Source organism: uncultured Neptuniibacter sp. (assembly GCF_947498015.1).
Taxonomy (GTDB): domain Bacteria; phylum Pseudomonadota; class Gammaproteobacteria; order Pseudomonadales; family Balneatricaceae; genus Neptuniibacter.
The window spans coordinates 262,911-287,563 of record NZ_CANMIR010000001.1; the positions used below are offsets into that span (position 1 = coordinate 262,911).

At 47.2% G+C, this 24,653-nt stretch carries 23 protein-coding genes; 4 read left to right on the forward strand and 19 right to left on the reverse strand.

The features are described from left to right. Positions 1-9: 9 nt before the first annotated feature. The 15 genes from purF to leuC form a co-directional block, all read right to left on the reverse strand. Complete coding sequence (purF, locus tag Q0882_RS01340; protein WP_299176956.1) at positions 10-1,530, reverse strand: amidophosphoribosyltransferase; 1,521 nt, start codon at positions 1,528-1,530, stop codon at positions 10-12. A gap of 38 nt (positions 1,531-1,568) precedes the next feature. After that, positions 1,569-2,063: a CvpA family protein gene (locus tag Q0882_RS01345; RefSeq protein ID WP_299176959.1), complete on the reverse strand. Its 495-nt coding sequence runs from the start codon at positions 2,061-2,063 to the stop codon at positions 1,569-1,571. 64 nt (positions 2,064-2,127) lie between these two features. Then, entirely contained in the window at positions 2,128-2,691 is a 564-nt protein-coding gene (locus Q0882_RS01350; protein ID WP_299176962.1) for an SPOR domain-containing protein, read from the reverse strand. Beyond that, positions 2,692-3,960, reverse strand: a complete 1,269-nt coding sequence (gene folC, locus Q0882_RS01355) for a bifunctional tetrahydrofolate synthase/dihydrofolate synthase (protein ID WP_299176965.1) — start codon at positions 3,958-3,960, stop codon at positions 2,692-2,694. A 76-nt stretch (positions 3,961-4,036) separates the two neighbouring features. Beyond that, positions 4,037-4,966, reverse strand: coding sequence for an acetyl-CoA carboxylase, carboxyltransferase subunit beta (accD, locus tag Q0882_RS01360; protein WP_299176968.1), 930 nt, complete (start codon positions 4,964-4,966; stop codon positions 4,037-4,039). Between the two features lie 14 nt (positions 4,967-4,980). Further along, the gene (gene trpA / locus Q0882_RS01365; RefSeq protein ID WP_299176971.1) at positions 4,981-5,784 is read right to left on the reverse strand and encodes a tryptophan synthase subunit alpha; all 804 of its coding nucleotides are present in this window, start codon (positions 5,782-5,784) and stop codon (positions 4,981-4,983) included. Between the two features lie 20 nt (positions 5,785-5,804). Further along, positions 5,805-7,025 (reverse strand): tryptophan synthase subunit beta, encoded by a 1,221-nt coding sequence (trpB, locus tag Q0882_RS01370; RefSeq protein WP_299176975.1) that lies wholly within the window; start codon positions 7,023-7,025, stop codon positions 5,805-5,807. Continuing rightward, the gene (locus Q0882_RS01375; RefSeq protein WP_299176978.1) at positions 7,015-7,638 is read right to left on the reverse strand and encodes a phosphoribosylanthranilate isomerase; all 624 of its coding nucleotides are present in this window, start codon (positions 7,636-7,638) and stop codon (positions 7,015-7,017) included. The genes trpB and Q0882_RS01375 overlap by 11 nt, the downstream gene beginning before the upstream one ends. A gap of 70 nt (positions 7,639-7,708) precedes the next feature. Beyond that, entirely contained in the window at positions 7,709-8,560 is an 852-nt protein-coding gene (gene truA, locus Q0882_RS01380) for a tRNA pseudouridine(38-40) synthase TruA (protein WP_299176980.1), read from the reverse strand. 1 nt (position 8,561) lies between these two features. Then, positions 8,562-11,501, reverse strand: a complete 2,940-nt coding sequence (locus Q0882_RS01385; RefSeq protein ID WP_299176983.1) for a FimV/HubP family polar landmark protein — start codon at positions 11,499-11,501, stop codon at positions 8,562-8,564. A gap of 142 nt (positions 11,502-11,643) precedes the next feature. Beyond that, positions 11,644-12,663 (reverse strand): aspartate-semialdehyde dehydrogenase, encoded by a 1,020-nt coding sequence (locus tag Q0882_RS01390; RefSeq protein ID WP_299176986.1) that lies wholly within the window; start codon positions 12,661-12,663, stop codon positions 11,644-11,646. Between the two features lie 66 nt (positions 12,664-12,729). Further along, positions 12,730-13,845: an aspartate-semialdehyde dehydrogenase gene (gene asd / locus Q0882_RS01395; protein ID WP_299176989.1), complete on the reverse strand. Its 1,116-nt coding sequence runs from the start codon at positions 13,843-13,845 to the stop codon at positions 12,730-12,732. A gap of 164 nt (positions 13,846-14,009) precedes the next feature. Continuing rightward, the gene (gene leuB / locus Q0882_RS01400) at positions 14,010-15,092 is read right to left on the reverse strand and encodes a 3-isopropylmalate dehydrogenase (RefSeq protein ID WP_299176991.1); all 1,083 of its coding nucleotides are present in this window, start codon (positions 15,090-15,092) and stop codon (positions 14,010-14,012) included. 73 nt (positions 15,093-15,165) lie between these two features. Continuing rightward, positions 15,166-15,813 (reverse strand): 3-isopropylmalate dehydratase small subunit, encoded by a 648-nt coding sequence (gene leuD, locus Q0882_RS01405; protein WP_299176994.1) that lies wholly within the window; start codon positions 15,811-15,813, stop codon positions 15,166-15,168. An 11-nt stretch (positions 15,814-15,824) separates the two neighbouring features. Beyond that, positions 15,825-17,246 carry a 3-isopropylmalate dehydratase large subunit gene (leuC, locus tag Q0882_RS01410; protein WP_299176997.1) on the reverse strand — a complete coding sequence of 474 codons (1,422 nt, stop codon included), beginning with the start codon at positions 17,244-17,246 and terminating at the stop codon, positions 15,825-15,827. Between the two features lie 182 nt (positions 17,247-17,428). Between leuC and Q0882_RS01415 the strand changes: the two genes are divergently transcribed. The 4 genes from Q0882_RS01415 (at position 17,429) to speD (ending at position 21,428) form a co-directional block, all read left to right on the forward strand. After that, positions 17,429-18,304 (forward strand): LysR family transcriptional regulator, encoded by an 876-nt coding sequence (locus Q0882_RS01415; protein WP_299177000.1) that lies wholly within the window; start codon positions 17,429-17,431, stop codon positions 18,302-18,304. Positions 18,305-18,372: 68 nt separating this feature from the next. After that, positions 18,373-19,359, forward strand: a complete 987-nt coding sequence (locus tag Q0882_RS01420) for a poly(R)-hydroxyalkanoic acid synthase subunit PhaE (protein WP_299177002.1) — start codon at positions 18,373-18,375, stop codon at positions 19,357-19,359. A gap of 3 nt (positions 19,360-19,362) precedes the next feature. Then, on the forward strand, positions 19,363-20,427 hold the full coding sequence (phaC, locus tag Q0882_RS01425) for a class III poly(R)-hydroxyalkanoic acid synthase subunit PhaC (protein WP_299177004.1): 1,065 nt from the start codon (positions 19,363-19,365) through the stop codon (positions 20,425-20,427). A 191-nt stretch (positions 20,428-20,618) separates the two neighbouring features. Next, positions 20,619-21,428 carry an adenosylmethionine decarboxylase gene (gene speD, locus Q0882_RS01430; RefSeq protein ID WP_299177007.1) on the forward strand — a complete coding sequence of 270 codons (810 nt, stop codon included), beginning with the start codon at positions 20,619-20,621 and terminating at the stop codon, positions 21,426-21,428. A gap of 28 nt (positions 21,429-21,456) precedes the next feature. Here speD and phaR read toward each other — a convergent pair whose 3' ends face one another. The 4 genes from phaR to speE form a co-directional block, all read right to left on the reverse strand. Then, the gene (gene phaR, locus Q0882_RS01435; protein ID WP_299177011.1) at positions 21,457-21,927 is read right to left on the reverse strand and encodes a polyhydroxyalkanoate synthesis repressor PhaR; all 471 of its coding nucleotides are present in this window, start codon (positions 21,925-21,927) and stop codon (positions 21,457-21,459) included. A 53-nt stretch (positions 21,928-21,980) separates the two neighbouring features. Beyond that, positions 21,981-22,238 (reverse strand): DUF6489 family protein, encoded by a 258-nt coding sequence (locus Q0882_RS01440; protein ID WP_299177014.1) that lies wholly within the window; start codon positions 22,236-22,238, stop codon positions 21,981-21,983. 73 nt (positions 22,239-22,311) lie between these two features. Next, the gene (locus Q0882_RS01445) at positions 22,312-23,484 is read right to left on the reverse strand and encodes an MFS transporter (RefSeq protein ID WP_299177017.1); all 1,173 of its coding nucleotides are present in this window, start codon (positions 23,482-23,484) and stop codon (positions 22,312-22,314) included. 91 nt (positions 23,485-23,575) lie between these two features. Beyond that, positions 23,576-24,430, reverse strand: a complete 855-nt coding sequence (gene speE / locus Q0882_RS01450; protein ID WP_299177020.1) for a polyamine aminopropyltransferase — start codon at positions 24,428-24,430, stop codon at positions 23,576-23,578. Positions 24,431-24,653: the final 223 nt, after the last annotated feature.

A 24,653-nucleotide genomic window follows, 5' to 3' on the forward strand; every position in this document is an offset into this window, starting at 1 on the left:
AGAGGCTCCTTAATCTATCTCACTACACAGATTGGACGATTCATTACTGACCACTTCATTACCTTTTTTTCCTTTCGCAGCATCGTTTCGAGCTTGCTTCAGGCGCTCAAGGTAGGATGCATCCACATCTCCAGCGACATATTGGCCATCAAATACACAGGTATCAAATGCAGTAATATTTTCATTGCCTTCGGTTACAGATGCTTTGAGATCATCAAGATCCTGATAAACCATCCAGTCACAGCCGATCTCTTCACCGACTTCATCATCTGTGCGGCCGTGAGCAATCAGCTCCTCTGCCGCCGGCATATCAATACCGTAAACATTAGGGTATTTAACCGCAGGTGCTGCAGATGCGAAGTAGACTTTCTTGGCACCCACATCGCGGGCCATCTCAACTATCTGACTGGAAGTGGTACCACGTACGATGGAATCATCGACCAGCATAACCACCTTGTCTTTGAACTCCATTCCGATCGGATTAAGTTTACGACGAACAGACTTTTTACGCTGGGTCTGTCCCGGCATGATAAAGGTACGACCGATATAGCGGTTTTTGATGAAACCTTCGCGGAACATCACACCTAAGTCTTTAGCCATCTCCATTGCAGAAGTACGGCTGGTATCCGGAATTGGGATAATCACGTCGATATCATGATCTGGGCGCTCACGCAGTACTTTCTCTGCAAGCTTTTTACCCATACGCATACGTGAATTGTGTACATGTACATCATCGATGATGGAATCAGGCCGAGCCAGATAAACATACTCGAACAAGCAAGGCGCTAACTGAGTGTTTTCCGCACACTGCTGAGTAGATACATTACCATCCATATCGATATAGATCGCTTCACCCGGCTCAATATCTCGTACACGCTCAAATCCAGAGATATCCAAGGCGACACTTTCCGACGCGACCATATACTCGGTGCCGTTTTTAGTTTCACGCTTGCCATAGGTAAGTGGGCGAATACCGTTAGGGTCACGGAATGCCAACATGCCATATCCAGTAATCATTGCAACCGCCGCGTAACCGCCTTTGCAACGCTCATGAACACGTCGAACTGCCTCGAACATGTCTTCCGCTTGTGGCTGCAACTTACCCTGACGCTGAAGCTCATGGGCAACGACATTCAGCAGCACTTCCGAATCAGAAGTGGTGTTGATATGGCGTAAATCAGCACGGAACATCTTCTCAGCCAACTCTTCAGCGTTGGTCAAGTTTCCATTATGAGCCAGTGCAATACCGTAAGGGGAGTTTACATAAAACGGCTGCGCTTCAGCAGAGCTGGAGCTTCCTGCTGTCGGGTAACGCACATGACCGATCCCCACATTACCTACCAGGCGTTTCATGTGACGGGTACGGAAAACTTCGTTTACCAGACCATTATCTTTACGCAGGAAGAATTTATTCCCTTCACAGGTCACCATACCAGCTGCGTCCTGACCACGATGCTGCAGAACAGTTAACGCGTCAAAAATTGTCTGGTTTACATAAGATTTGGCTACGATGCCAACAATGCCGCACATTAAAACTCACCTCAAAGTGCAAACTAATATAAAAGACTTTAGCGTCCCGCATTCCAGATGAGACGGCCAACTTCTCCCGCAACATCCTTAGTCCATGCTTCCATCAGTACAAAATGTGGAATCAACTGTGACTCCTGAAACCAGCGATCATTCACCGCTGGGCTCATTCCAATAAGTGCAACTATGGCAACGATAATCAAACCACCGCGTGCAGCGCCAAACCCGATACCCAGTATCCGGTCTGTCGCAGAGAGGCCGGTTGCATCAACTAAAGCCCCTACCAGTTTGTTGACCAATACGCCAACAATTAACGTTGCTATAAAGAGAATAGCAAAAGCAGCAACCAAACGTACTGAGGGGGTCTCAATATAGGACTCCAACAGCACGGCCAATGACTGAGAGAACAAACGGGCTACGATAAAGGCGGAAACCCAAGTAACCAGCGACAAAGCCTCTCTGACAAATCCCCTCTTCAGGCTGAAGAGGCTGGATACAGCGATAATAGTTAAGATTGTCCAGTCAGCCCAGTTCATTTCTACTGCTCATGAAAAATTGCGCGCATTTTAACAGAGATTACAGCACCACTAAACGACAGATTTACTGTGTTGTGAATCGAACAATAATTCCGTTCAGCCCAAACTCTTTTTTCAACTTAGATTTAAGCGATTCCAACCTGCTTTTCTGGAATTCCGGGCCTACATACACCTTAACCAGATCGCCCTGTTTTCGCGTAAATACTTTATGACCTTCGGATATCAACTGCTTACGCAGGCTTTTTGCGTTGGTCTCATCTTTAAAGCTTGCCAGTTGTAGAGTCCAGGCAACAGGGACTCCCTGCTGATCAAGTACCGGCTGATCTTTGTGGATCTCTATCTCAACCTGATGATCCTTCACTTGTTTGGAGACGATGCGCTCAACCACTTCCGGTCTCTTGGGCAATTCGACGGGCGACATAGGCTCAGCGGGCTCCGACGTGTCAGGTAATGGCTTATTTTTTGGGGCAATGCGTACTATTTCAGGGCGATCAGGCCCCTCAGGTATTTCAGATTGAAGATGACGCTCTTTATATCCAGCACCATCAAAGAGCGCGGGGAAGATAATGGCTGCAGATACCAGTATGACAGCCAAGCCTATCAGACGGTGTTTAACCTTATCCTGCATCTACTGATCCCTTCCCAATTCTGTGAGCGCATGACTAACGGTGAAAAACGATCCTGCGATAATAACATTCTCGTGACTATCAGTATCTAGCTGAATCTGACCTATCGCCTCCGTTACAGAACTAAAAAGCCGTGCCTCAGTTTTGTCTGAAAACAGCTTGCTAAGTTCTTCAGCCTTCTGGCCTCTCGGTACATCAAGGCTAACCAGACAAACAGACGTGACAACCGGCTCAAGGATCTCTATCACTTGCTGACAATCTTTATCCGCCAACATGCCCAAAATCAGAGTAACATTCCCAGGCATTCCTAAAATCTGTTCTTTCAGCAATTCAGCTGCTTCAGGATTGTGAGCAACATCAAGCCAATAATGAACACCTGTTTTTTCTATATGCTGCATCCTGCCGGTTAACTCAGCAAACTGAATGCCATAGCGTAGATCGCTCTCTGTTACCTCAAGCGGGATCAGTTCTGATACCTGTAAAGCGGTTGCTGCATTTTGTAAAGGGAGACTTGGCTTAGACAATTGATTAAGCTGCCTATCATTGCCATTAACCGTCTCGCCTTTCCAGCACCATAATTCACCTTCTGCAGAGTAACTAAACTCTGTTCCGGCCTGATAAAGTTTTGCCCCAATTTCAGCAGCATACCGAGCGATCGATGGTGGAGGCGATAGATCCCCACAAACAGCAGGCCGATCCGGGCGGTAGATCCCCGCTTTCTCAAAACCTATCTGATCACGATCATCTCCTAGCCAATCAATATGATCGATCGCTACAGTTGTTACGACTGAAATATCAGCATCAATGATGTTGACGGCATCAAGGCGCCCACCTAAACCAACCTCGAGAAGAACCAAGTCAGGCTTTTGATCAGAAAAGATCAGCAGTGCGGCTAAGGTTCCGAATTCGAAATAGGTCAGAGGGATCTCTCCTCTGGCCTGATCAATCCTCTCAAAGGCATCGCACAAAAGCGCATCAGTCACATTCCTGCTGTCTAAACGCACCCTTTCGTTGTAGTACAGAAAGTGGGGAGAGGTATAACAACCCACCGAATACCCGGCATGTTGATAGATACGATTCAAGTAGCTGACTGTAGAACCTTTCCCATTGGTGCCACCAACGGTAACAACAGTCGATTGTGAAAGATCAATAGCCAGTTTCTCAGCAACTTCGCTGACTCGGGCTAAGCCTAACTCTATTTCCGAAGGGTGGCACTGCTCCATCCATGATAACCACTCAGAGAGATTAAACTTTTTCACCATTGAACTCATAACTTAGTGTTAACAACCTAACCAGAAATGAAAAAGGCCGGCGTTTTCACGTCGGCCATCAGATTGATCTGAAGAATTATTCAGATTCTGGTGCTGGAGGTGTTTCCGCATCCGGATTCACCTCATCTACCACGGTCTCAACGACAGGGATAGGGCTTGCATGGGTCAGTTTGCGCAGAATCCGTGACAAACGAGATCTCATCTCACCACGATTAATGATCATATCGACCTGGCCATGCTCAAGCAGGAATTCACTACGCTGAAAACCTTCAGGCAGTTTTTCACGTACGGTCTGCTCAATGACTCGAGGCCCGGCAAAGCCCATCAATGCTTTTGGCTCAGCAACATTAAGATCACCCAGCATTGCTAAAGAAGCGGAAACACCACCATAAACCGGATCAGTTAATACAGAGATATAAGGTGTCCCCTGCAAGCGAAGCTTTTCTAGAATTGCACTGGTTTTCGCCATCTGGAAAAGCGAAAACAAAGCTTCCTGCATACGTGCCCCACCAGAAGCGGAGAAACAGATGAACGGAATATTTTCCTCCAGGGCGATATTCGCAGCGCGTACAAAACGCTCACCTACCACAGCACCCATAGAGCCGCCCATAAAACTAAATTCAAAAGCTACCGCTACCACTGGCATGCCTTCCAGTTCACCGCGCATAGCAATTAAAGCATCTTTTTCGCCAGTGCTCTTCTGAGCCGCACTCAAGCGATCTTTATACTTTTTAGAATCCTTGAACTTGAGACGATCAATCGGCTCAACATCGACTGCCAGCTCCTGACGATTATTCTCATCCAGGAAGAGTTCTAAGCGTTTACGCGCATGCAGGCGCATATGATGATCACACTTAGGGCAGACATTAAGGTTCTTTTCCAGCTCAGGCCGATAGAGAACAGACTCACATTTAGGGCATTTCTTCCAAAGCCCTTCAGGGATATTTGAGCGTTTTTTCTCTGAACGCACTAGAGAGGGAACAATTTTTTCCAGCCAGTTACTCATTTTATAAAACCTTATCAGCTGTCCATTGCGTTACGCATGTCTTTGATAATTGCCGATACATCTTCAGGGATTCGACCCTGATCTTTCACAAGTTCAGCAATTTTATTAACTAATACACTACCAACAATAACCCCATCTGCAACCTGCGAGACCGCCGCTGCAGATTCAGCATCTTTGATACCAAAACCTACACCCAGAGGCAGATTAGTATACTTGCGTACGATCGAAAGTTTTTCAGACACAGATGCTACGTCAAGTGACGCAGAACCGGTTACCCCTTTTACTGATACATAGTAGAGATAGCCACTGCCATGATCACAAACATACTTCACTCGAGACTCTTCAGTCGTAGGTGCAATGAGATAGATTGTATCAATAGCATGCTTTCGCATCTGTTGATTAAACTCAGTCGACTCTTCAGGTGGCAGATCTACAATCAGCACACCATCAACACCCGCTTTTTCAGCCTCTTCTGCAAAGCGCTGGTAACCCAGAACTTCTATTGGATTGAGGTAGCCCATGAGGACAATTGGCGTATCCGCGTCATCCTGCCGGAATTCCGCAACCATCGCCAATACATCCAACAAACAAGTATTGTGAGTTAAAGCGCGCTCACATGCCAACTGGATAACCGGTCCATCAGCCATCGGATCTGAGAAAGGCACTCCCAACTCGATAACATCAGCACCCGCAGCGACCATAGCATGCAACAGTTTAACAGTGACTTCAGGTGCTGGATCTCCAGCAGTTACATATGGAATAAGCGCTTTGCGCCCTTCCGCTTTAAGCTTATCAAAGCTTGTAGAAATACGACTCATTTTTCCTTTCCTCGCACAAATCAGATATTGATGCCATCGATCTGTGCGACCGTATGAATATCTTTATCACCTCGACCAGACAGGTTCACTACTATAATCTGATCCTGATCCATCTCTTTAGCCAATTTCATTGCATATGCTACTGCATGGCTTGACTCAATTGCAGGCATGATGCCCTCAATGCGTGTAAGCGCACGGAAAGCATCCATCGCCTCATCATCTGTTGCGTCAACATATGTAGCACGACCTGTATCTTTCAGATATGCATGCTCAGGACCGACACCAGGGTAATCCAAGCCAGCCGAAACAGAGTGCGTACCTATGATCTGGCCCGCATCATCAGACATTAAGTAGGTACGGTTACCATGTAGAACACCTGGATGTCCTGCAGAGAGTGGTGCGGCATGCTGGCCCGTTTCAACTCCGTAACCACCCGCCTCAACACCATACATCTTAACTTCGGCATCCTCGATAAATGGATGGAATAGTCCTATCGCATTGGAACCACCGCCTACGCATGCGACCAATGCATCAGGCAAACGTCCTGTTTGAGATAAACACTGATTACGAGCTTCTCGGCCGATTACACACTGAAAATCACGTACCAGTTTAGGATATGGGTGTGGACCCGCTGCGGTACCGATAATGTAGAAGGTATCATCGACATTAGTGACCCAGTCACGCATCGCTTCATTCATCGCATCTTTCAGCGTGCGCGTGCCGGATTCGACTGAGATTACCTCAGCACCTAACAGCTTCATTCGATAAACATTCAGCGCCTGTCTCTGAACATCTTCGGCGCCCATATATACCTGACACTCAAGCCCTAACCGTGCTGCGACAGTTGCAGTTGCAACACCATGCTGCCCTGCCCCGGTTTCTGCAATCACTCTTGGCTTACCGGTATATTTAGCCAGTAACGCCTGACCAATCGTATTATTAACCTTGTGTGCACCCGTATGATTCAGATCTTCACGCTTCAGATAGATCTGTGCCCCACCTACCTTTTCAGACAGATGCTTCGCATGATACAAGGGCGATGGACGCCCTACGTAGTGTGCCAGATCAGTATCAAACTCTTCCTGAAACGCTGGATCTCGCCACAATTTCTCGTAAGTTTCTTCCAACTGCTGAAGCGCAGCCATCAGAGTTTCTGATACGAAACGACCACCGTAAGGGCCAAAATGACCTTTACTATCGGGCAACTGAGAAAGTGCTTTAAGATCGATATTAGTTGGCACGGGTTACCTCATCTATAAACATTTTAATTTTATCTGGATCTTTTATGCCTTTAGTTAACTCAACTCCCCCGCTAACATCCACGGCATACGGGGAAACTGTCCGTACAGCTTCAGCAATATTGTTGCAGTTCAACCCACCAGCCAAGACTAAAGGTACAGGGTGCTGACTGGGTATACGATCCCAATCAAATATCTCACCCGTCCCCCCTGGCACTCCGGCCCTGTATGCGTCCAAAAGGATAGCCTGCGCTGATGAATATTTTTCAACCTCATCAATCAGCTCAATTCCGGGCTTCATCCGAATCGCTTTGATATAGGGTCTGCTGAAACTTTGGCAGAACTGCTCTGGTTCATCACCATGAAACTGCAATAGATCAATACGAGTATCTGCTATAACCCGATCAATCAACTCTCTTTCTGCATTAACAAAAAGAGCTGTCGTTGTCACAAAACAGGGTAGCTGGCTAATAATGTCACAAGCCTGCTTAATATCGACCGCACGAGGGCTTGGAGCATAGAAAACGAAGCCCAGCGCATCCACCCCTGCATCAACGGCCACAAGGGCATCCTCAAGGCGAGTAATACCACAAATTTTTACGCGTGCTCTGCTCACAGATTCAATTTCACATGGAAAAACATCAAGCTGCAAATAGTAGCAGATTGATGGTCATTAAGTCAGTTAACTATGAGAGGAAATAAGGACCAATTTGCGATTTAGGCAACGTAAACTCATCGGGATACAGAGCATCGACAAAATAAAGCCCATACGGCGGCGCAGTGACGCCACCCTGACGACGATCTTTTGCATCAAGTACCTGCTTCGCCCAAACCGGTTCAGCCTCTCCACAACCAATCGTCATTAAAACGCCCGCGAAGTTGCGGATCATATGATGCAAAAAAGCATTCGCTCTGACATCCAATACGATTAACCTGCCGGAACGGTAAACATCCAACTGTTTAACTGTTCGTACCGGACTATGAGCCTGACAACCAACGGCCCGATAGGAGGTAAAATCATGCTCACCTATTAGGAAGTTTGCTGCCTGCTGCATCTTATCGAGATCAAGCGTTTTATAAGTCCACGTAATACCTCTCGGCATAATGGCAGGCTTCACCGGATTGCTATATATCAGATAGCGATAACGACGCTCCAATGCGGAAAATCTGGCATGAAACTCTTGTGAAACGGGCTGCGCCCACTGGATCGCAATATCATCCGGCAGGTTCGTATTCGTCCCCAGCACCCATGCACGTTCATCTCTCTGAACAGGACTATCAAAGTGAATAATCTGGTAAGTGGCGTTAACACGCGCATCCGTCCTGCCAGCACAAACAACAGAAACAGGTGCATTGGCAATTTTGGAGAGTGCACGCTCGACCTCCGCCTGGATACTAGGCACATCTCCTTCTCTTTGGATCTGCCACCCGCGGTAGTTAGCACCTGAATATTCAACACACAAAGCGTAACGATAAGGGGCGATAGAAATCGCCCCTTGTTGTGAACCTGACGGTTCAGTATGACTGTTTACTGACATATTACTTATCTTTCATGGACTGAAGCAGAGCTTGAGCCTCCTTCTGCTGCTGCTCATTACCCTCGGCTACGATCTCTTGAAGGATATCCTGCGCACCTTCGAGATCTTCCATATCCATATATGCACGCGCCAGATCTAGCTTGGTTTCAACCTCATCAGCGCCTTCCAGCAAATTCAATCCAGCCAGCTCATCGAAGTCATCGCCCATTGACAGCGCCTCTTCATCGGTTGAAGTTTCCTCAAGGTCAATCCCTTCATCAGATCCACCCAAGAGGGCATCAAGCTCTGAATCCAAATCAGACTCTAAATCCGCTTCTAGGTCTGCCTCGCCAGTAACAGCAAGATCATCCTCAAGCATGACTTCACCAACATCAGCTTCATCAGATGAACTACTCAAATCAACATCATCCAAACCAACGCCGATCTCATCCAGCATAGAATCAAGCTCACTGACAGAAGCACTCTCCTCAGAGGATTGATCTTCACGCTCCTTCAACTCAGCCTCAAGGTCATCCGCCATAGACATATCGAGCTCTTCGTCTACTTCAGCCAAAAGCGCATCAAGCCCTTCATCTGATTCAACTTCGGCAGGATCATCTAGCTGCTCGTCGAGCATATCGGTAACGACCTGCTCCTCTGGTTCCGGATCAGAAGATAGCATCGCTTCGATAGAAGCATCAGTCTCATCAAACTCTTCTATGACAGCATCAGCTTCTACCGCAATTTCCTGTTCAGCAGCCTCGTCTTCTTCTGAAGACAGATCAGACAGATCTTCAATCTCATCTACCGAGTTCAAAAGATCATCCAGACCGCTTTCATCCAGCTCTTCAGTTACGGTTTCAGTCTCTTCATCTGCACCCAGATCAGGCATTTCATCCACGACGAAATCCAGATCATCGTCAGCGCTGTCTTCAGCAACCTCTGGTTCAGCAGAGGCAGCTTCATCTGAAGGACTGTCAGATAGATCAAATTCCAGATCATCTTCCAGGCCTAAATCCACCTCTTCAGCTGGAGCCTCTTCTGTGGGCGCTGCCGACAACGCGGATTCAGGTTCCACGTCATCAATTTCGCCAAGAATGTCATCGAGCGCATCAGGCTCCTCTTCTACCTCGGCTTCAGACTCTACTGATGCTTCATCATCCAGAATAGAGTCCAATGCATCGTCTAGATCTTCTGCAACTTCACTCTCTGGCTCATCAAGATCATCCTCGAGGCCTAAATCAAACTCATCATCGTTAAGCAGGTCATCGAGATCATCACTTACATTGGAATCAACTGTCTGAAGTACATCACCCGACGCATCCTCCTCAAGATCGAGGTCCATATCGAGATCAAGATCATCATCCAGATTAAGATCACCCTCCTCTAACAGGCTCTCTTCATCACCCAGTTCAAGATCATCGGCATCTGCATCAAAGTCCAAGTCAGAAAGGTCATCAAGATCGGAATCCGCAGCCTGCGCGTCTTCCACAGCCTCCTCTTCAACCGACGCAACCTCTTCTTCTACAGCCGCCTCCGGTTCTTCGCTTACCGATGTATCTTCCAGATCCGCTGGCATTTGAACCAGCGCATTTTCTTCAGTAGCGCCGCTCTCATCATCGTCTTTACGCCGCCTCATAAAGAACAGCAAACCACCTAATAAAGCGATAACTCCTGCACCTACACCACCCAGAATTGCAGGTGAATCCATGATCTTATCAATCATGCTTTTCTCAGGCGGAGGTGGAGGAGGCGCTGCTTTCGCTTGTTCAACTTGATTCTGTAAAGAAGCTAACTCTTTATCTTTAAGCTCAAGCATCTCGCGAAGCTTTTCTAATTCATACTGAATGCCATCTAGACGGTCATTCAGATCCGCATTTTCGCGGGTAATCTTATCGACATTTTCAAGCGACTGATTTAAACGATCCTCAAGCTCCTGATTTCTTTCAAGCAGCTCATTCTTTTCCGGATCATCTGCGACTGCGACAGCTGGAGCTTCTGTTTGTTCAGGAACAGATTGTTCATCCACATCGGACTGATCAGTTTTCACCCCTTCTTCAGGCTCTAACGTCTCTTTTGGGGTGACAATTTTCAGTTCTGCCGCTTTATCCTCAACTGGAGCGGGCTCTGGAGCCGGCCCTGTTACCGGCTTCTTTTTAGAAGCCTCAATCGGAGCTTTCTCCGGCTGCTTTTTCCAGTCAGTTGTCTGACGGACATATTCTTGATTCGCAGTTCGATTGCTTAGCTCATTAAGTTCTCGCGAACTAGGGAGGTCCAAAATAACACCAGCACGCAACGCATTGATATTCCCATTGATAAAAGCGTCAGGATTCTTTTTCTGAAGCGCTATCATCATTTTTTGAACGGGAATATCTTTGGAGGGACGATGCTTAATAGCGATACCCCAAAGTGTATCTCTGTTTTTGACGCGAACCTGACTCTGAGAATCAGCTGACGAGCGATTTGAACTGGATGAAATAGGAGCGGAACTGACTTGTGCAACCGGCTTACCCGGGGAGGTTGCTGCAGACGGCTGCACCGTTTTCCTTACAGGCGTCGGATCAAAAACAGGAGGATCAAGCAGTAAGGTGTACTCCCTGACCAAACGCCCATTAGGCCAATTTACCTCAACTAAAAAGTTAAGAAATGGCTCTTTGACAGGCCTGTCTGACTTCAACGTGATTACACCCGACCCATCCGGGTTAACCTTAACGTGGAAGCTAACATCTGAGAGTAACCGTGACTTCTCCAAACCGGCCAGAGCAAACTCATCAATATCAGCCATTCGCGGCTGGATCTGGAGTGGCCCGAGCTTTCTTACCTGAAGAAGCTTGATCTCGGCATTCAATGGCTCATTTAATGCCGAGTTAATTTTTATTTCACCTAATCCAAGCGCATTGGCATTGGAGGCACTTATAATCCCTGCCACGGCAAGGCTGACGGCGAGTTTTCGCAACATCATCAGTTTCCTTGTTCCCCTACCCTCTAAACTCTATGGAATCAGAGGGTTGCGATTCCGAAATCTCCACACAGTATTGTTTATAAACCGCTTACGGGTCAAGGAAATACAAACAGGTGTTTGTATTTCCATGCAGATAAGTGACCTAAATATACTGCTGGATCAATATTTCCGCTATTTGTACGCTATTTAGCGCGGCACCCTTGCGAACATTATCGGCAACCACCCATAAATTTACAGCATTTTCGCAAGAAATATCTTCACGAATACGGCTTACAAACACATCATCATTTTTTGCTGCATCTGTTACAGCGGTCGCATACAGCTCTTCTGAGTTATCGATCACCGTCACGCCGGGCGAGTGATTCAATAGCTCTCTCACCTCTTCCGCACTAATAGGATCCCAACACTCAATGTGAACAGCCTCACTATGACCAAAGAACACCGGGACACGTACGCAAGTGGGGTTCACACTCACCGACTCATCCCCCAGAATTTTCTGTGTTTCCCAGACCATCTTCATCTCTTCACGGGTATATCCGTTATCCTGCACTTCATCAATCTGCGGTAAGACATTAAAAGCGATCTGTTTTGGATACACCTTACTCTCCGGAGTCTGGGCATTGAGAAGCTTAGCCGTCTGTCCTGCTAACTCTTCCACCCCGCTTTTCCCCGATCCGGAAACTGCCTGATAGGTTGCAACATTGATCCGCTTTACAGAAGCATGGCGATGAATTGGCGCAACGGCTAATAACATTTGAATCGTTGAACAGTTTGGATTCGCAATAATCCCGCGATTAGGGTACTCCGCAATACGCTCAGGATTAACCTCCGGAACCACTAAGGGCACATCATAGTCGTACCGAAAATGTGATGTATTATCGATTACCACGCAGCCCTGATCTGCAGCTAGCTGAGCATACTCCTCAGAAACTGCTGAACCTGCGGTAAAAAAAGCAACCTGAGCCTGTGAAAAGTCGAACTCTTCAATCCGCTCAACTTTGTGTGATTTATCATTGAACTGGATATGCTTACCCGCACTATTTTCACTCGCCAGCAAAAATAAACTATCTATTGGAAACTCTCTTTGCTCGAGAATTTCAAGAATTGCTTCGCCCACCATTCCGGTCGCACCAACGACAGCAACATTAATACTTTGACTCATATGCTTACCCTAAAAACAAACCAGCCCGAACATAGTCGGGCTGGTAAAGTGTGTCATGCCTAACGATCAGTCTTCCAGCAAAATTCTCAGCATACGGCGCAGAGGCTCCGCAGCCCCCCACAACAACTGATCACCTACGCTGAACGCATTAAGGAACTCATCCCCCAGATTCATCTTACGCAGACGTCCTACTGGAATGCTAAGGGTCCCTGTCACTTTGGCAGGAGTAAGCTCTTGAGCCGTGATGTCACGCTCATTTGGAATCACTTTAACCCAATCATTCGCTTCAGCTATCATGGACTCAATCTCATCCATCGGTAGATTTTGCTTCAGCTTAATCGTGAACGCCTGGCTGTGGCATCGCATCGCACCAATACGAACACAAGTACCATCAATCGGGATCGGACTTTTATCCAAGCCCAAGATTTTGTTAGTTTCTGCGAACGCTTTCCACTCTTCACGGCTTTGACCGTTATCGAGCTTAGTATCGATCCAAGGAATCAGGGATCCGGCCAGCGGCACGCCAAAGTTATCAACAGGCATTGCATCACTGCGAATGGTCTCTGCTACCTGGCGATCAATATCCAAAATTGCAGAAGCCGGGTTTGCCAGATCAGTTGCGACTGAATCTTTAATAATGCCCATCTGAGAGATCAACTCGCGCATATGGCGTGCACCGCCACCCGAAGCTGCCTGATAGGTCATGGAGGTCATCCATTCAATGTGACCTGCGTTAAACAGGCCGCCTAGCCCCATCAACATCAGAGAAACTGTACAGTTACCACCAACATAGGTTTTAACACCGTTTGCCAGACCATCTTTGATGACATTCATATTCACCGGATCCAGAACAATAATTGCCTGATCATCCATACGCAAAGATGATGCCGCATCGATCCAGTATCCGTTCCAGCCTGCTTCACGCAGCGCACCGTAAACCTGCTTCGTGTAGTCGCCGCCCTGACAGGAGATAATGGCATCCATCTGTTTTAACTCATCAATGGATGTTGCATCTTTCAGTGCCGGAATCGTTTTACCAATATCCGGACCTGCCTGACCTACCTGGGACGTTGTGAAAAAAACCGGCTCTTCGATGTGATCGAAATCCCGCTCTTCCATCATGCGCTGCATCAGCACGGAACCAACCATTCCGCGCCAACCGACAAAACCTACACGCTTCATTAAATTCACCAAATATATAGATATAAACAACAAAGCCGGTACCGCCATCGATACCAGCTTTCGCAAACCCACTAAAACGGGTTACCTAATTATGCAACATTTAGGCTACATTCACTATCGCATTTGGCCTAATAACTGTGCCAAATCACGACAACGGGTGGCTATTACGCCTGCAGTGCAGCGATTACTGCATCACCCATCTCAGTACAGCTAACCTTCTGCATACCTTCAGACCAGATATCACCAGTTCGAAGGTTCTGATCCAACACAGCACTGACAGCCGCTTCAATACGATCTGCAGTTTCACCCGCACCAAAAGAGTATCGCAGCATCATTGCTGCAGAGATAATGGTTGCAAGTGGGTTCGCCAGGTTCTGGCCTGCGATATCCGGCGCGGAACCGTGACAAGGCTCATACATCCCCTTACCGTTCACATCCAAAGAGGCAGATGGCAACATGCCGATAGAACCGGTCAGCATCGCAGCGGCATCGGATAGGATATCACCGAACATATTGCCGGTTACCATCACATCAAACTGCTTCGGTGCACGTACCAGCTGCATCGCAGCGTTATCTACATACATGTGGCTCAGTTCAACTTCTGGGTATTCCTTGGACAGGTCTTCCATGATTTCACGCCACAATACAGTTACTTCCAGTACGTTAGCTTTGTCTACAGAGCACAGACGTTTATCACGAGCCATCGCCGCTTCAAAGGCTACACGGCCGATACGACGGATCTCATTCTCATCGTAAACATAAGTATTGTAACCTTCACGGATCCCCCCCTCTTTCTCACGAACACCTCGAGGCTGACCAAAATAGATACCACCGGTCAACTCACGTACGATCAGAATATCCAGACCGGAAACGACCTCTTCCTTCAACGTAGAGGCGTGAGCCAACTGCGGGTACAGGATAGCCGGACGCAGGTTACCGAACAGACCCAGCTCAGAGCGGATACCCAGCAGGCCTTTTTCCGGGCGGATCTGAAAATCAGGGTTAGTATCCCACTTAGGACCACCCACAGCACCCAGCAGGATCGCATCAGCAGCCTTAGCCGCTTCCAGGGTTGCTTCCGGCAGAGGTACGCCATCAGCATCGATCGCAGCACCACCCACCAGGGCTTCGCTCAGCTCGAGACCCAGGTTATCCTGCTCGTTAACCAGCTTCAGCACACGGCTCGCCTGTGCAACGATTTCAGGACCAATGCCGTCACCCGGCAGAATCAGTACATTCTTAGACATTCTTTAATTCCTTCAGTCGGGCAGTGAGACAAGCCCACTACCGTTCAATAATTAGTTCAGACCGGTTGCGACCTTACTTAATCGCATCAAACAACCACGGTGCTTGTTTCCGGCGATTAGCTTCATACGCCTTAATATCATCCGCATGCTGAAGAGTTAACCCGATATCGTCTAAGCCATTCATCAAGCAATGCTTACGAAAACCATCGATCTCAAATGCCATCTCTTCACCGGACGGGGTTACCACCACCTGACGCTCCAGATCGATCGTCAATTGGTACCCCTCAGTCGCGGCAACTTCAGTGAACAGCTGATCAACCTGCTCTTCCGTAAGAACAATCGGGAGCAGACCGTTCTTAAAGCAGTTGTTGTAGAAGATCTCAGCATAGCTTGGCGCAATTACTGAGCGGAAACCGTAGTCATCCAGCGCCCACGGCGCGTGCTCACGACTGGAACCACAACCAAAGTTCTCACGGGCCAGCAGTACACTGGAGCCCTGATAGCGAGGCTGATTCAGCACAAACTCTTCGTTCAGCGGACGACCCGTGCACTCCTGATCCGGCAGACCTTCATCCAGGTAACGCAGTTCATCAAACAAATTTTTACCGAAACCGGAACGTTTAATCGATTTCAGGAACTGCTTGGGGATGATCATATCGGTATCGATATTGGCGCGATCCATCGGAGCGGCGATACCAGTATGCAGTGTAAACTTATTCATTATCGCTCTCCTTACTGCTCAATCAATTCACGAACATCAATAAAATGTCCTGTTACAGCCGCTGCCGCGGCCATCGCAGGGCTCACAAGATGCGTACGTCCACCAAAGCCCTGACGGCCTTCAAAGTTACGGTTAGACGTTGAAGCACAGTGTTCACCATTACCCAGCTTATCCGGGTTCATCGCAAGACACATGGAGCAACCCGGCTGACGCCACTCCAAACCCGCTTCGATAAAGATCTTATCCAGACCTTCTTTTTCAGCCTGCTCTTTTACCAGACCGGACCCCGGAACAACCAGCGCCTGAATAATATTGCCAGCCACCTTACGGCCCTCAACGACCTTCGCTGCATCTCGCAGATCTTCAATACGAGAGTTGGTGCAGGAACCAATAAATACACGATCCAGCTGAATATCCGTAATATTCTGATCCGCACTCAGCCCCATGTACTCCAGAGCGCGATTGATTCCATCAATCTTAACCTGGTCCGTTTCATTGTCAGGATTAGGTACCTGGGCAGAGACACCCACAACCATCTCTGGCGAGGTACCCCAAGTAACCTGCGGCTCAATAGCTGCACCATCGATCTCTACCACTTCATCAAATACAGCATCTGCATCAGAGACCAGATCCTTCCATGCATCTACGGCCGCATCCCACTGTTCACCTTTCGGCGCAAAAGGACGCCCTTCGAAGTAATCGATAGTATTCTGATCGACCGCCACCAGGCCAACACGGGCGCCAGCCTCGATCGCCATATTACTTACAGTCATACGACCTTCCATCGACATATCACGGAACACCTGACCGCCGAATTCAATCGCATAGCCAGTACCACCAGCGGTACCGATAACACCAATAATATGCAGGATTACATCCTTAGGGGTAACACCCAGGCCCAACTTACCATCGACCTTCACCAGCATGTTCTTCATCTTTTTGGTGATCAGACATTGAGTTGCCAATACATGCTCAACCTCAGAAGTACCGATACCATGTGCCAACGCACCCAGCGCGCCCAGAGTTGCAGTATGGGAATCACCACATACAGCAGTACAACCCGGCAGTACTGCACCCTGCTCCGGAGCCATGACGTGAACGATGCCCTGATTCTGATCGTTCATTTTAAATTCGAGGATACCGAACTCATCACAGTTCGCATCCAGTGTTTTAACCTGGATTTTAGATACCGGATCAACAATCTGATCCACACCACCAGAACGCTCAGTCGTAGGTACGTTATGATCCGGTGTTGCGATATTGGCATCGATACGCCATGGCTGACGGCCTGCTATTCTCAAACCCTCAAATGCCTGAGGTGACGTTACTTCATGCAGCACCTGACGATCGATATAGATCAAAGAACTTCCATCATCATTGGTTCGAACCAGATGCGATTCGAACAACTTGTCATATAATGTTTTACCCGCCATGGGAACTCACCTCACAGTTATTCTGATACAAGCACACGTGGATAATACAGGTGTACAAGCTTTATATACGGCTATCGTAGTGCAGCGCCAACTACAACACAAATTCATATTTATAATACTTTGCATTCCAAATAGGAATAGTATAAAAATGCATCGATAGACATCGATGCGAGCAAAGGAAGATGGACACCAACACCCTACAGGCCTTTCTTGCGGTAGCCGAGCAACAATCCTTCTCAAAAGCCGCCGATCACCTTTACCTGACTCAATCAGCGATCAGCAAACGCATCGCACTGCTGGAAGAACAGCTGGACAGCAAACTCTTTGATCGTATTGGAAGAACAGTGTCCATGACAGAAGCTGGCGCTGAACTACTACCCCGTGCACGGGACATTCTACTCCAACTGGATGATGCCAAACGTGCCATCAGTAATTTAGCCGCCGGAGATATTACCGGTAAGCTTTCTCTGGCCGCTAGTCACCATATCAGCCTGCATCGCCTTCCTCCTCTGCTTAAACATTTCAATGAAGCCTGTCCCAAGGTAGAACTTGACCTTCAATTTGCAGAATCAGAAGTCGCTTATGAGGGGGTGCTGAAAGGAGATCTGGAGCTGGCACTGATTACACTATCTCCTGAGCCTGACCCCTCTATCCGCTCTGAAGTGATTTGGGATGACCTGTTACAATACGTTGTCTCCGCTGACCACCCTCTGGCCCACTCAAAACAGATAAACCTGGAACAGCTCACAAAGGTCAACGCAATTCTACCCGGAAGCAATACCTTCACTCGCACCCTGGTAGAGCAACTGTTCAAACAACACAATCTGGAACTTAATGTATCCATGTCCACCAATTATCTGGATACGATTCGAATGATGGTCAGCATCGGTCTGGGCTGGAGCCTGCTACCAAAAAGTCTGGTTGGCGACGACTTACGGGTACTGGATGTCATCGATTCAGAGCCTGTTCATCGAAACTTGGGGATTATCTTCCATCGCAACAGAACTCAATCTAATGCCGCTAACTACCTCTTAAAAATACTCCTGTCTGAACGATAGGCTAATGTAAGCTTTTATCAGTTGTAATAAGATGGGAGGACTTGCGCATATTTCGGAGAATATTTCTGATGGAAAAAAGTACTTTATCACTTGAGGCCCTACTGGAAGCCCAAAAAGAGTACTGGGATAAGTTTACATCTGGCACCGATATAGAATCCCCTGAAAAGTGGGCAGAACAACTATCCAACACCCAGAAGCAATTTCGCGAAAATGCACCCCAACAGTTCTCTCAGCTTCTGGATATACTCGGCGCACAATCATCGAACTTCACACAATACGGAGAGGAGCTGCTCAAGCAGTACCGTGAAGGCAGCGAAATTCACCTCAATGAGGCAGTAAGTAATTTCCAGAAATATATGCAGCAGCAAACAGGTGATGCCCTGATGCAACAGTGGCAACTACCTGAACAGTTTGCCTCACTGTTTAAAACCCATAGTTTCCGTGATGACCTTTTATTTGAAAATCCGTTTATCAGTGGTATGAAAAGCCTGCTTGAAACACCGGTCATCGGTGGTAATCGCGAAGCTCAGGAACAGATCAGAGAAGCGACAAAGCTGACCATCGAATACCAAGAAGCGCTGCAGGAATATATCACCCACTACAATACAATCAATCAGAGCGCTGCCTCCAAAATGCTACAGACCCTGACCCATTCAGAGGAAAAAGTTGATGGGTTACAGAAGCTACATGATATCTGGGTTGATGCTTATGAATCTGCTTATTCCGACACTGTTTTTACGGATGCCTACCAGCGTTCACACGGACGTATCAGTAATGCCCTGATGCAGCTGCGAAAATATGTTCAGGATGTCAGAGACATTCACTTCCAGTCTGTTGGCCTTGCAACACGTAAAGGGCTGGACACTGCACTACAAAGGCAGCATCAGTTGCGCAAAGAGATGAGAGTCAGTCGGCGTGAAGTTCAGGGGATGAAGCAGAGCCTCTCTGAAATGCAAAATGAACTGATGACCGAAACCGTTGCAGAACTGAAAAAAGAGCTTGCCACTCTAAAGAAAGAAGTGGCCTCACTTAAAAAACAGATTAAAGAGGCATAAGAGATGAGTGGATTTAATCTGGACCCGGCGATCGTTGCGAACGAGCTATTTGAGTTTAACCGCAAGCTGCTCAAAAGTTATAACACGCTGTCTCAGCTCAAAGAGGTGGATGTAGATGCCACCCCCTATGAGGTGATCTATACCGAAGATAAATTGCGGTTACGCTACTACCGATCCAGTGCAGATAAATGCTGCGCCACTCCTCTCCTGATCTGTTACGCGCTGGTTAACCGTCCCTACATGATCGATCTGGAAGCTCAGCGATCTATGCTACAGCGCCTGCTCGAACTTGGATTAGAAATCTATCTGATTGACTGGGGTTACCCTGATGCTGCAGATCGGTACCTTGATCTTGATGACTACATCAATGAATACCTTAACAACTGTGTTGATGAAGTTCGCAAGCATGCTCAAACAGAACAAACAAACCTTCTGGGTATCTGTCAGGGAGGTACATTCAGCCTCTGCTACACAGCGCTCAACCCTGAGAAAATAAAAAACCTGATTACCATGGTTACCCCTGTCGACTTCCAGACGGACGATAACTTGCTCTATCATCTGGCGAAATATGTTGATGCTGACCTTGCAGTGGATACATACGGCAACATCCCCGGCAGCATGCTCAATGATTCATATAACTCACTGATGCCGATGCGCTTAGGAGTCCAAAAGAATCTAGGCATGCCCAATCAACTGGAAAATAGAGAGAGCGCCTTAAGCTTTCTACGCATGGAAAAGTGGATCTATGACAGTCCCGACCAGGCAGGAGAAGCGTTCCGTCAGTTTATCACCCAGTTTTTTCAACAGAACAAACTGATCAAAGGCGAAGCACTGATCGGTGATAAACAGGTTAACCTGACTCAAATCAAGCAACCCCTGCTGAATATCTTTGGCAGTTTCGACCATCTGGTTCCCCCCAACGCATCAAAAGCACTGGCAGAACAGATCAGCTCCTCAGACTATCAGGAGATGGAAGTCAAAGCGGGCCATATCGGTGTATTCGTTTCTGGAAAAGCGCAGCACCAGGTAGCACCAGCTATTGTTGAATGGTTGGCAGACAGGGATTGATACCTGTCTGCGGCCCGCACCGCAGTATTAATTTCTTTCAACTCAATACTGGTTAACTTTTTCTTCCTCCCGACGTAATTGTCTACTAAAATCGCGCGTCAGAATTTTATAGTGCTACTGGGCATTGCTATCCGATCCTTTCATCACCGAAAGATCCGATCTGCAACGACCACGATCCGGAGCTTACAATCTTGCCAACCAATGGAAAAATCAAGCTACAGGGTTTTAACAACCTGACTAAAAGCCTGAGCTTCTGTATTTATGATGTCTGCTATGCAAAAACGCCTGAGCAGAAGGCAGAGTACATTGAGTATATTGACGAACAATACAGCGCAGAGCGCCTGACAGAGATCCTTAGCGAGTGCTGCGATATTATCGGTGCTAACATCCTGAATATTGCTCGCCAGGACTATGACCCTCAAGGAGCCAGTGTCACCATTTTGGTTGCCGAAGAGCCGATCAAAGATGCAGAGAACGTCGATACAACGGAAAAGCCTGGCCCACTGCCTGACTCAGTCGTGGCGCATCTGGATAAAAGCCATATCTGTGTACATACCTACCCTGAAGCACATCCAGATAATGGGATCTGCACATTCCGCGCAGATATTGAGGTCTCTACCTGCGGCATAATCTCACCCCTTAAGGCACTGAACTATCTGATTCACAGCCTGGAATCAGATATTGTGACTGTCGATTACCGTGTGCGAGGCTTCACCCGCGATATTCATGGGGTAAAACACTACATCGATCATGATATCAACTCGATTCAGAATTTCTTCACACAAGATATTCACGATCAATATCAGATGCTGGATGTAAACGTTTACCAGGAAAATATCTTCCATACAAAGCTGATGCTTCAGGATGTTGACCTTAACACCTACCTTTTTGGCACGACCAAAGAGGAACTCTCGGATGCCGAAGTACAGCAGATAACAGAGCAGCTCTATAAAGAGATGTATGAAATATTTTATGGCCGCAACATGCCAGACATGAAATAAAAAAAGGCCGCTATCTGCGGCCTTTTCTTTATTTAGTTTTATCTTCCGGCGGTTGCTCTGCCATCGGATCTGAATCTTCTCCTGGCTGAAACATACCCCACATCTGCATATTTCGATCAGCAATTCGATTCATCATCGTTAATGGGTTAGCTGCCCCCATCATTGTCTGCATCTGGTCACGGATTCGATCCTGATGCTCCAGAAAAGAAGCAATACTCTGCTCCAGGTATTGGCTCATCATCCCCTGCATACTATCCCCGTAAAAACGGATCAACTGCTGCAGTACCTGATTTGTCAATAAAGTCCCATGTCCTTGCGCTTCCTGCTCACTGATGATCTGCAGCAAGATATTACGCGTCAGATCATTACCTGTTTTTGAGTCCTCTACTTTAAAAACTTCACCACTCAACACCAGTTGCTTAACATCATCTAAAGTGACGTAACAACTACGAGAAGTATCGTACAAACGGCGGTTTGTATATTTTCTTAGAATACGCAATTCACTATCTCTCTCGTAACAATCCCTTGGTTTAAGCTGATCATGTGATCTGATCAGTCATTTTTATTATCAGAACTACCGTAACCAGAAGTCATCATACCCATCATTAATTTTTGCAGTGCTTCCATAGATCCCAGCCCACTGGTCAAATAGGGTTTAAATAGTGTTAATGGATCATAGCCTTCGGCACCGGCTTCCATCTGTTCAGTGATCTTATCCATCATATCCTGCTGAAATTTCTGCACATCTGGTAACCCCAGGACTTTGCGCAACTCCTCAGGGGACATATCAATATCAATCTTGAACTTCATAGCCTGACTCCTTTATCGGGCAGTACAATACCCTAATCCTATAGCAAAACTACGGCAGTGCAAAATACCCAAATCAATTGTTTTGCTGCACTTTTTCCGGATAGATCCATATCAGAGCCAGCACAATCGCGACAAAGCTTGCAAAAGCGGAAAAAGAAAACGTGATAAGTGAGCCATATTTATCCCAAACGAGACCGCTGATAAACGCACCCAACGCTCCCCCCAAACCAAAGCCAACGCTTGAATACAGAGCCTGCGCCTGCCCATGAGTACGCTCGGAAAAATAGTGATGCACCAGAGAGATTCCAACCGCATGAAGAGAACCGAAGGTTGCAGCATGAAGCAGTTGTGCAAACAACATAGCCCCCAGATTATCCGGAATAACCCCGATCAGAATCCATCGGACAATACAAAGAAGAAGGCTAGCCAGAATAATTTTCCTGATACCCCAATGTTGCAACATCAGGTGCATATAGATGAAAACAACGACCTCTGCGATGACGCCTATCGCCCAAAGCATACCCACTTCAGCTCGACTGAAACCAACATCCACCATCAATACACTGTAGAAGGTGTAGTAAGCCCCATGCCCGAACTGTACAAGAAAGCAGATCACAAAAAATGCGATCACCTGGGGGCGACACAACAGCTGCATGAAGCTTTTTGAACCAGCGCTGCTGACCATGGTTGATCCTGATAATCTGCCTCCAGGGATCAACAACGTATTCAACCAGATGAGCAGCATCAGCAACAATAATAACCAGGGAAGCCATCGGATGCTGATCATATCCAGAATTGCACCGATCCCTACAACGGTTACGATAAAACCGATCGAACCCCAGAGGCGGATTCTACTGTAACGGGCTTTATCCTCCCCCAATTGATTGAGAGTAATCACCTCAAATTGAGGCAATACGGCATTCCAAAAGAAGCTAAAGCCCAGCATGACCAAACCGATACCCAATGCTGTTTCCTGCCAAAAAATTCCCAGAAACATCACACAGGTCATAAGCGCACCGAAGCGAACAATCTCTACCCGTCGACCTGTGCGATCAGCTAACCACCCCCAAAGATTGGGAGCCACAATGCGCGACAATTGAAGTAAAGCCATCAACGAACCGATGGTCTGAGCATCAAACTGAAATGATTTTAGATAGAGGCTCCAATAGGGTACCAACGCCCCCAGAAGAGCGAAGTAAAAAAAATAAAACCCTGACAAACGAATATAATTATCGAGGTTGGGCATACCTTCAGATCGCCTTCTTAAAATCACAAAACAGAAACAAAAAAGCCGGTTCACCTATCAGGGGAACCGGCTTTCACTATACCTTCTTGCGCTACGCCTCTTCCAATGCATCCAATAGATACTGAGGCAAACCGAAGCAGCCCAAATGGGTCTGAGGGTTGTAGTATCGAGTTTTTATACCACTGGACTTAAATCGCTGATTAAGTGTTTCAAGATCATGCCCTCTCAACTCGGTGTTATCGGAGCCCCAAGCCAAGGTCATCACTCCACCGATATAAGTTGGAACCGCCGCAATATAAAAACTCTGATCCGCAAAATAGGGACCTAGCCGTCTTCGGGTCGTGATGACCTCATCTTGCTGCAGGAAAGGCACCCCGTTTTGTGCAACGAAGACACCACCTTCGTTGAGAAGGTTTTTACATCCCTCATAGAAGCGGCTGCTGAACAGCACTTCGCCTGGCCCAACAGGATCAGTACAATCCGAGATGATGACATCGAACTTGTCCGTAGTAGAGTTCACATACTCCACACCGTCTGCAATCACAATATTCGCTCTAGGATCATCAAAGGCGCCTTCGGAGTGGTTTGGCAGATAGGTTTTACACATATCAATCACTGCCTGATCGATCTCTACCTGTGTCACATGTTCGACTGTGCTGTGGCGACAAACTTCGCGCAGGATACCGCCATCACCGCCGCCAATAATCAACACTCGCTTCGCTTCGCCATGAGCGATCAGTGGAACATGAGTTAGCATCTCATGGTAAACAAACTCATCCCGTTCTGTTGTTTGGATAATTCCATCAAGTGCCATCACGGTTCCATAAACCGAATTTCGGAAAATGATCAAATGCCAGGAGTCAGTTTGCTGTTCAAAAAGCACCTCTTCCACATCAAATGCCTGACCATAGCCCTTATGTAATGTTTCTTTGTATGAGGTTGTCATCGTCTCACCGCGAGCTCCAGGGTTCTGATAATCATCGATATCTTTACCCTGATGATAAATAATTAAAAAGCACAAAATCACGAAATTACAGTGCTCTGCTTGGCGCGTTTTTATACTCCTTATTTGGCCAAAAACAAAGAGGGGTAACTGCCTATTTCTCACCTATGAAGTACTAACAATTTCGCTCATTTTTTGTGACATATTTATTCATTTCAAGATGTTA

Coding starts and splice junctions, on each gene's coding strand:
- accD (WP_299176968.1), bottom strand. CDS start 4,966: ATGAGTAACTGGCTGGAAAAAATTGTTCCCTCTCTAGTGCGTTCAGAG.
- Q0882_RS01390 (WP_299176986.1), bottom strand. CDS start 12,663: ATGAGTCAAAGTATTAATGTTGCTGTCGTTGGTGCGACCGGAATGGTG.
- Q0882_RS01440 (WP_299177014.1), bottom strand. CDS start 22,238: ATGAAGTTCAAGATTGATATTGATATGTCCCCTGAGGAGTTGCGCAAA.
- trpA (WP_299176971.1), bottom strand. CDS start 5,784: ATGAGTCGTATTTCTACAAGCTTTGATAAGCTTAAAGCGGAAGGGCGC.
- Q0882_RS01385 (WP_299176983.1), bottom strand. CDS start 11,501: ATGATGTTGCGAAAACTCGCCGTCAGCCTTGCCGTGGCAGGGATTATA.
- Q0882_RS01415 (WP_299177000.1), top strand. CDS start 17,429: ATGGACACCAACACCCTACAGGCCTTTCTTGCGGTAGCCGAGCAACAA.
- asd (WP_299176989.1), bottom strand. CDS start 13,845: ATGAAGCGTGTAGGTTTTGTCGGTTGGCGCGGAATGGTTGGTTCCGTG.
- Q0882_RS01420 (WP_299177002.1), top strand. CDS start 18,373: ATGGAAAAAAGTACTTTATCACTTGAGGCCCTACTGGAAGCCCAAAAA.
- Q0882_RS01445 (WP_299177017.1), bottom strand. CDS start 23,484: ATGCCCAACCTCGATAATTATATTCGTTTGTCAGGGTTTTATTTTTTT.
- speE (WP_299177020.1), bottom strand. CDS start 24,430: ATGACAACCTCATACAAAGAAACATTACATAAGGGCTATGGTCAGGCA.
- leuB (WP_299176991.1), bottom strand. CDS start 15,092: ATGTCTAAGAATGTACTGATTCTGCCGGGTGACGGCATTGGTCCTGAA.
- folC (WP_299176965.1), bottom strand. CDS start 3,960: ATGAGTTCAATGGTGAAAAAGTTTAATCTCTCTGAGTGGTTATCATGG.
- Q0882_RS01345 (WP_299176959.1), bottom strand. CDS start 2,063: ATGAACTGGGCTGACTGGACAATCTTAACTATTATCGCTGTATCCAGC.
- purF (WP_299176956.1), bottom strand. CDS start 1,530: ATGTGCGGCATTGTTGGCATCGTAGCCAAATCTTATGTAAACCAGACA.
- leuD (WP_299176994.1), bottom strand. CDS start 15,813: ATGAATAAGTTTACACTGCATACTGGTATCGCCGCTCCGATGGATCGC.
- Q0882_RS01350 (WP_299176962.1), bottom strand. CDS start 2,691: ATGCAGGATAAGGTTAAACACCGTCTGATAGGCTTGGCTGTCATACTG.
- leuC (WP_299176997.1), bottom strand. CDS start 17,246: ATGGCGGGTAAAACATTATATGACAAGTTGTTCGAATCGCATCTGGTT.
- phaC (WP_299177004.1), top strand. CDS start 19,363: ATGAGTGGATTTAATCTGGACCCGGCGATCGTTGCGAACGAGCTATTT.
- truA (WP_299176980.1), bottom strand. CDS start 8,560: ATGTCAGTAAACAGTCATACTGAACCGTCAGGTTCACAACAAGGGGCG.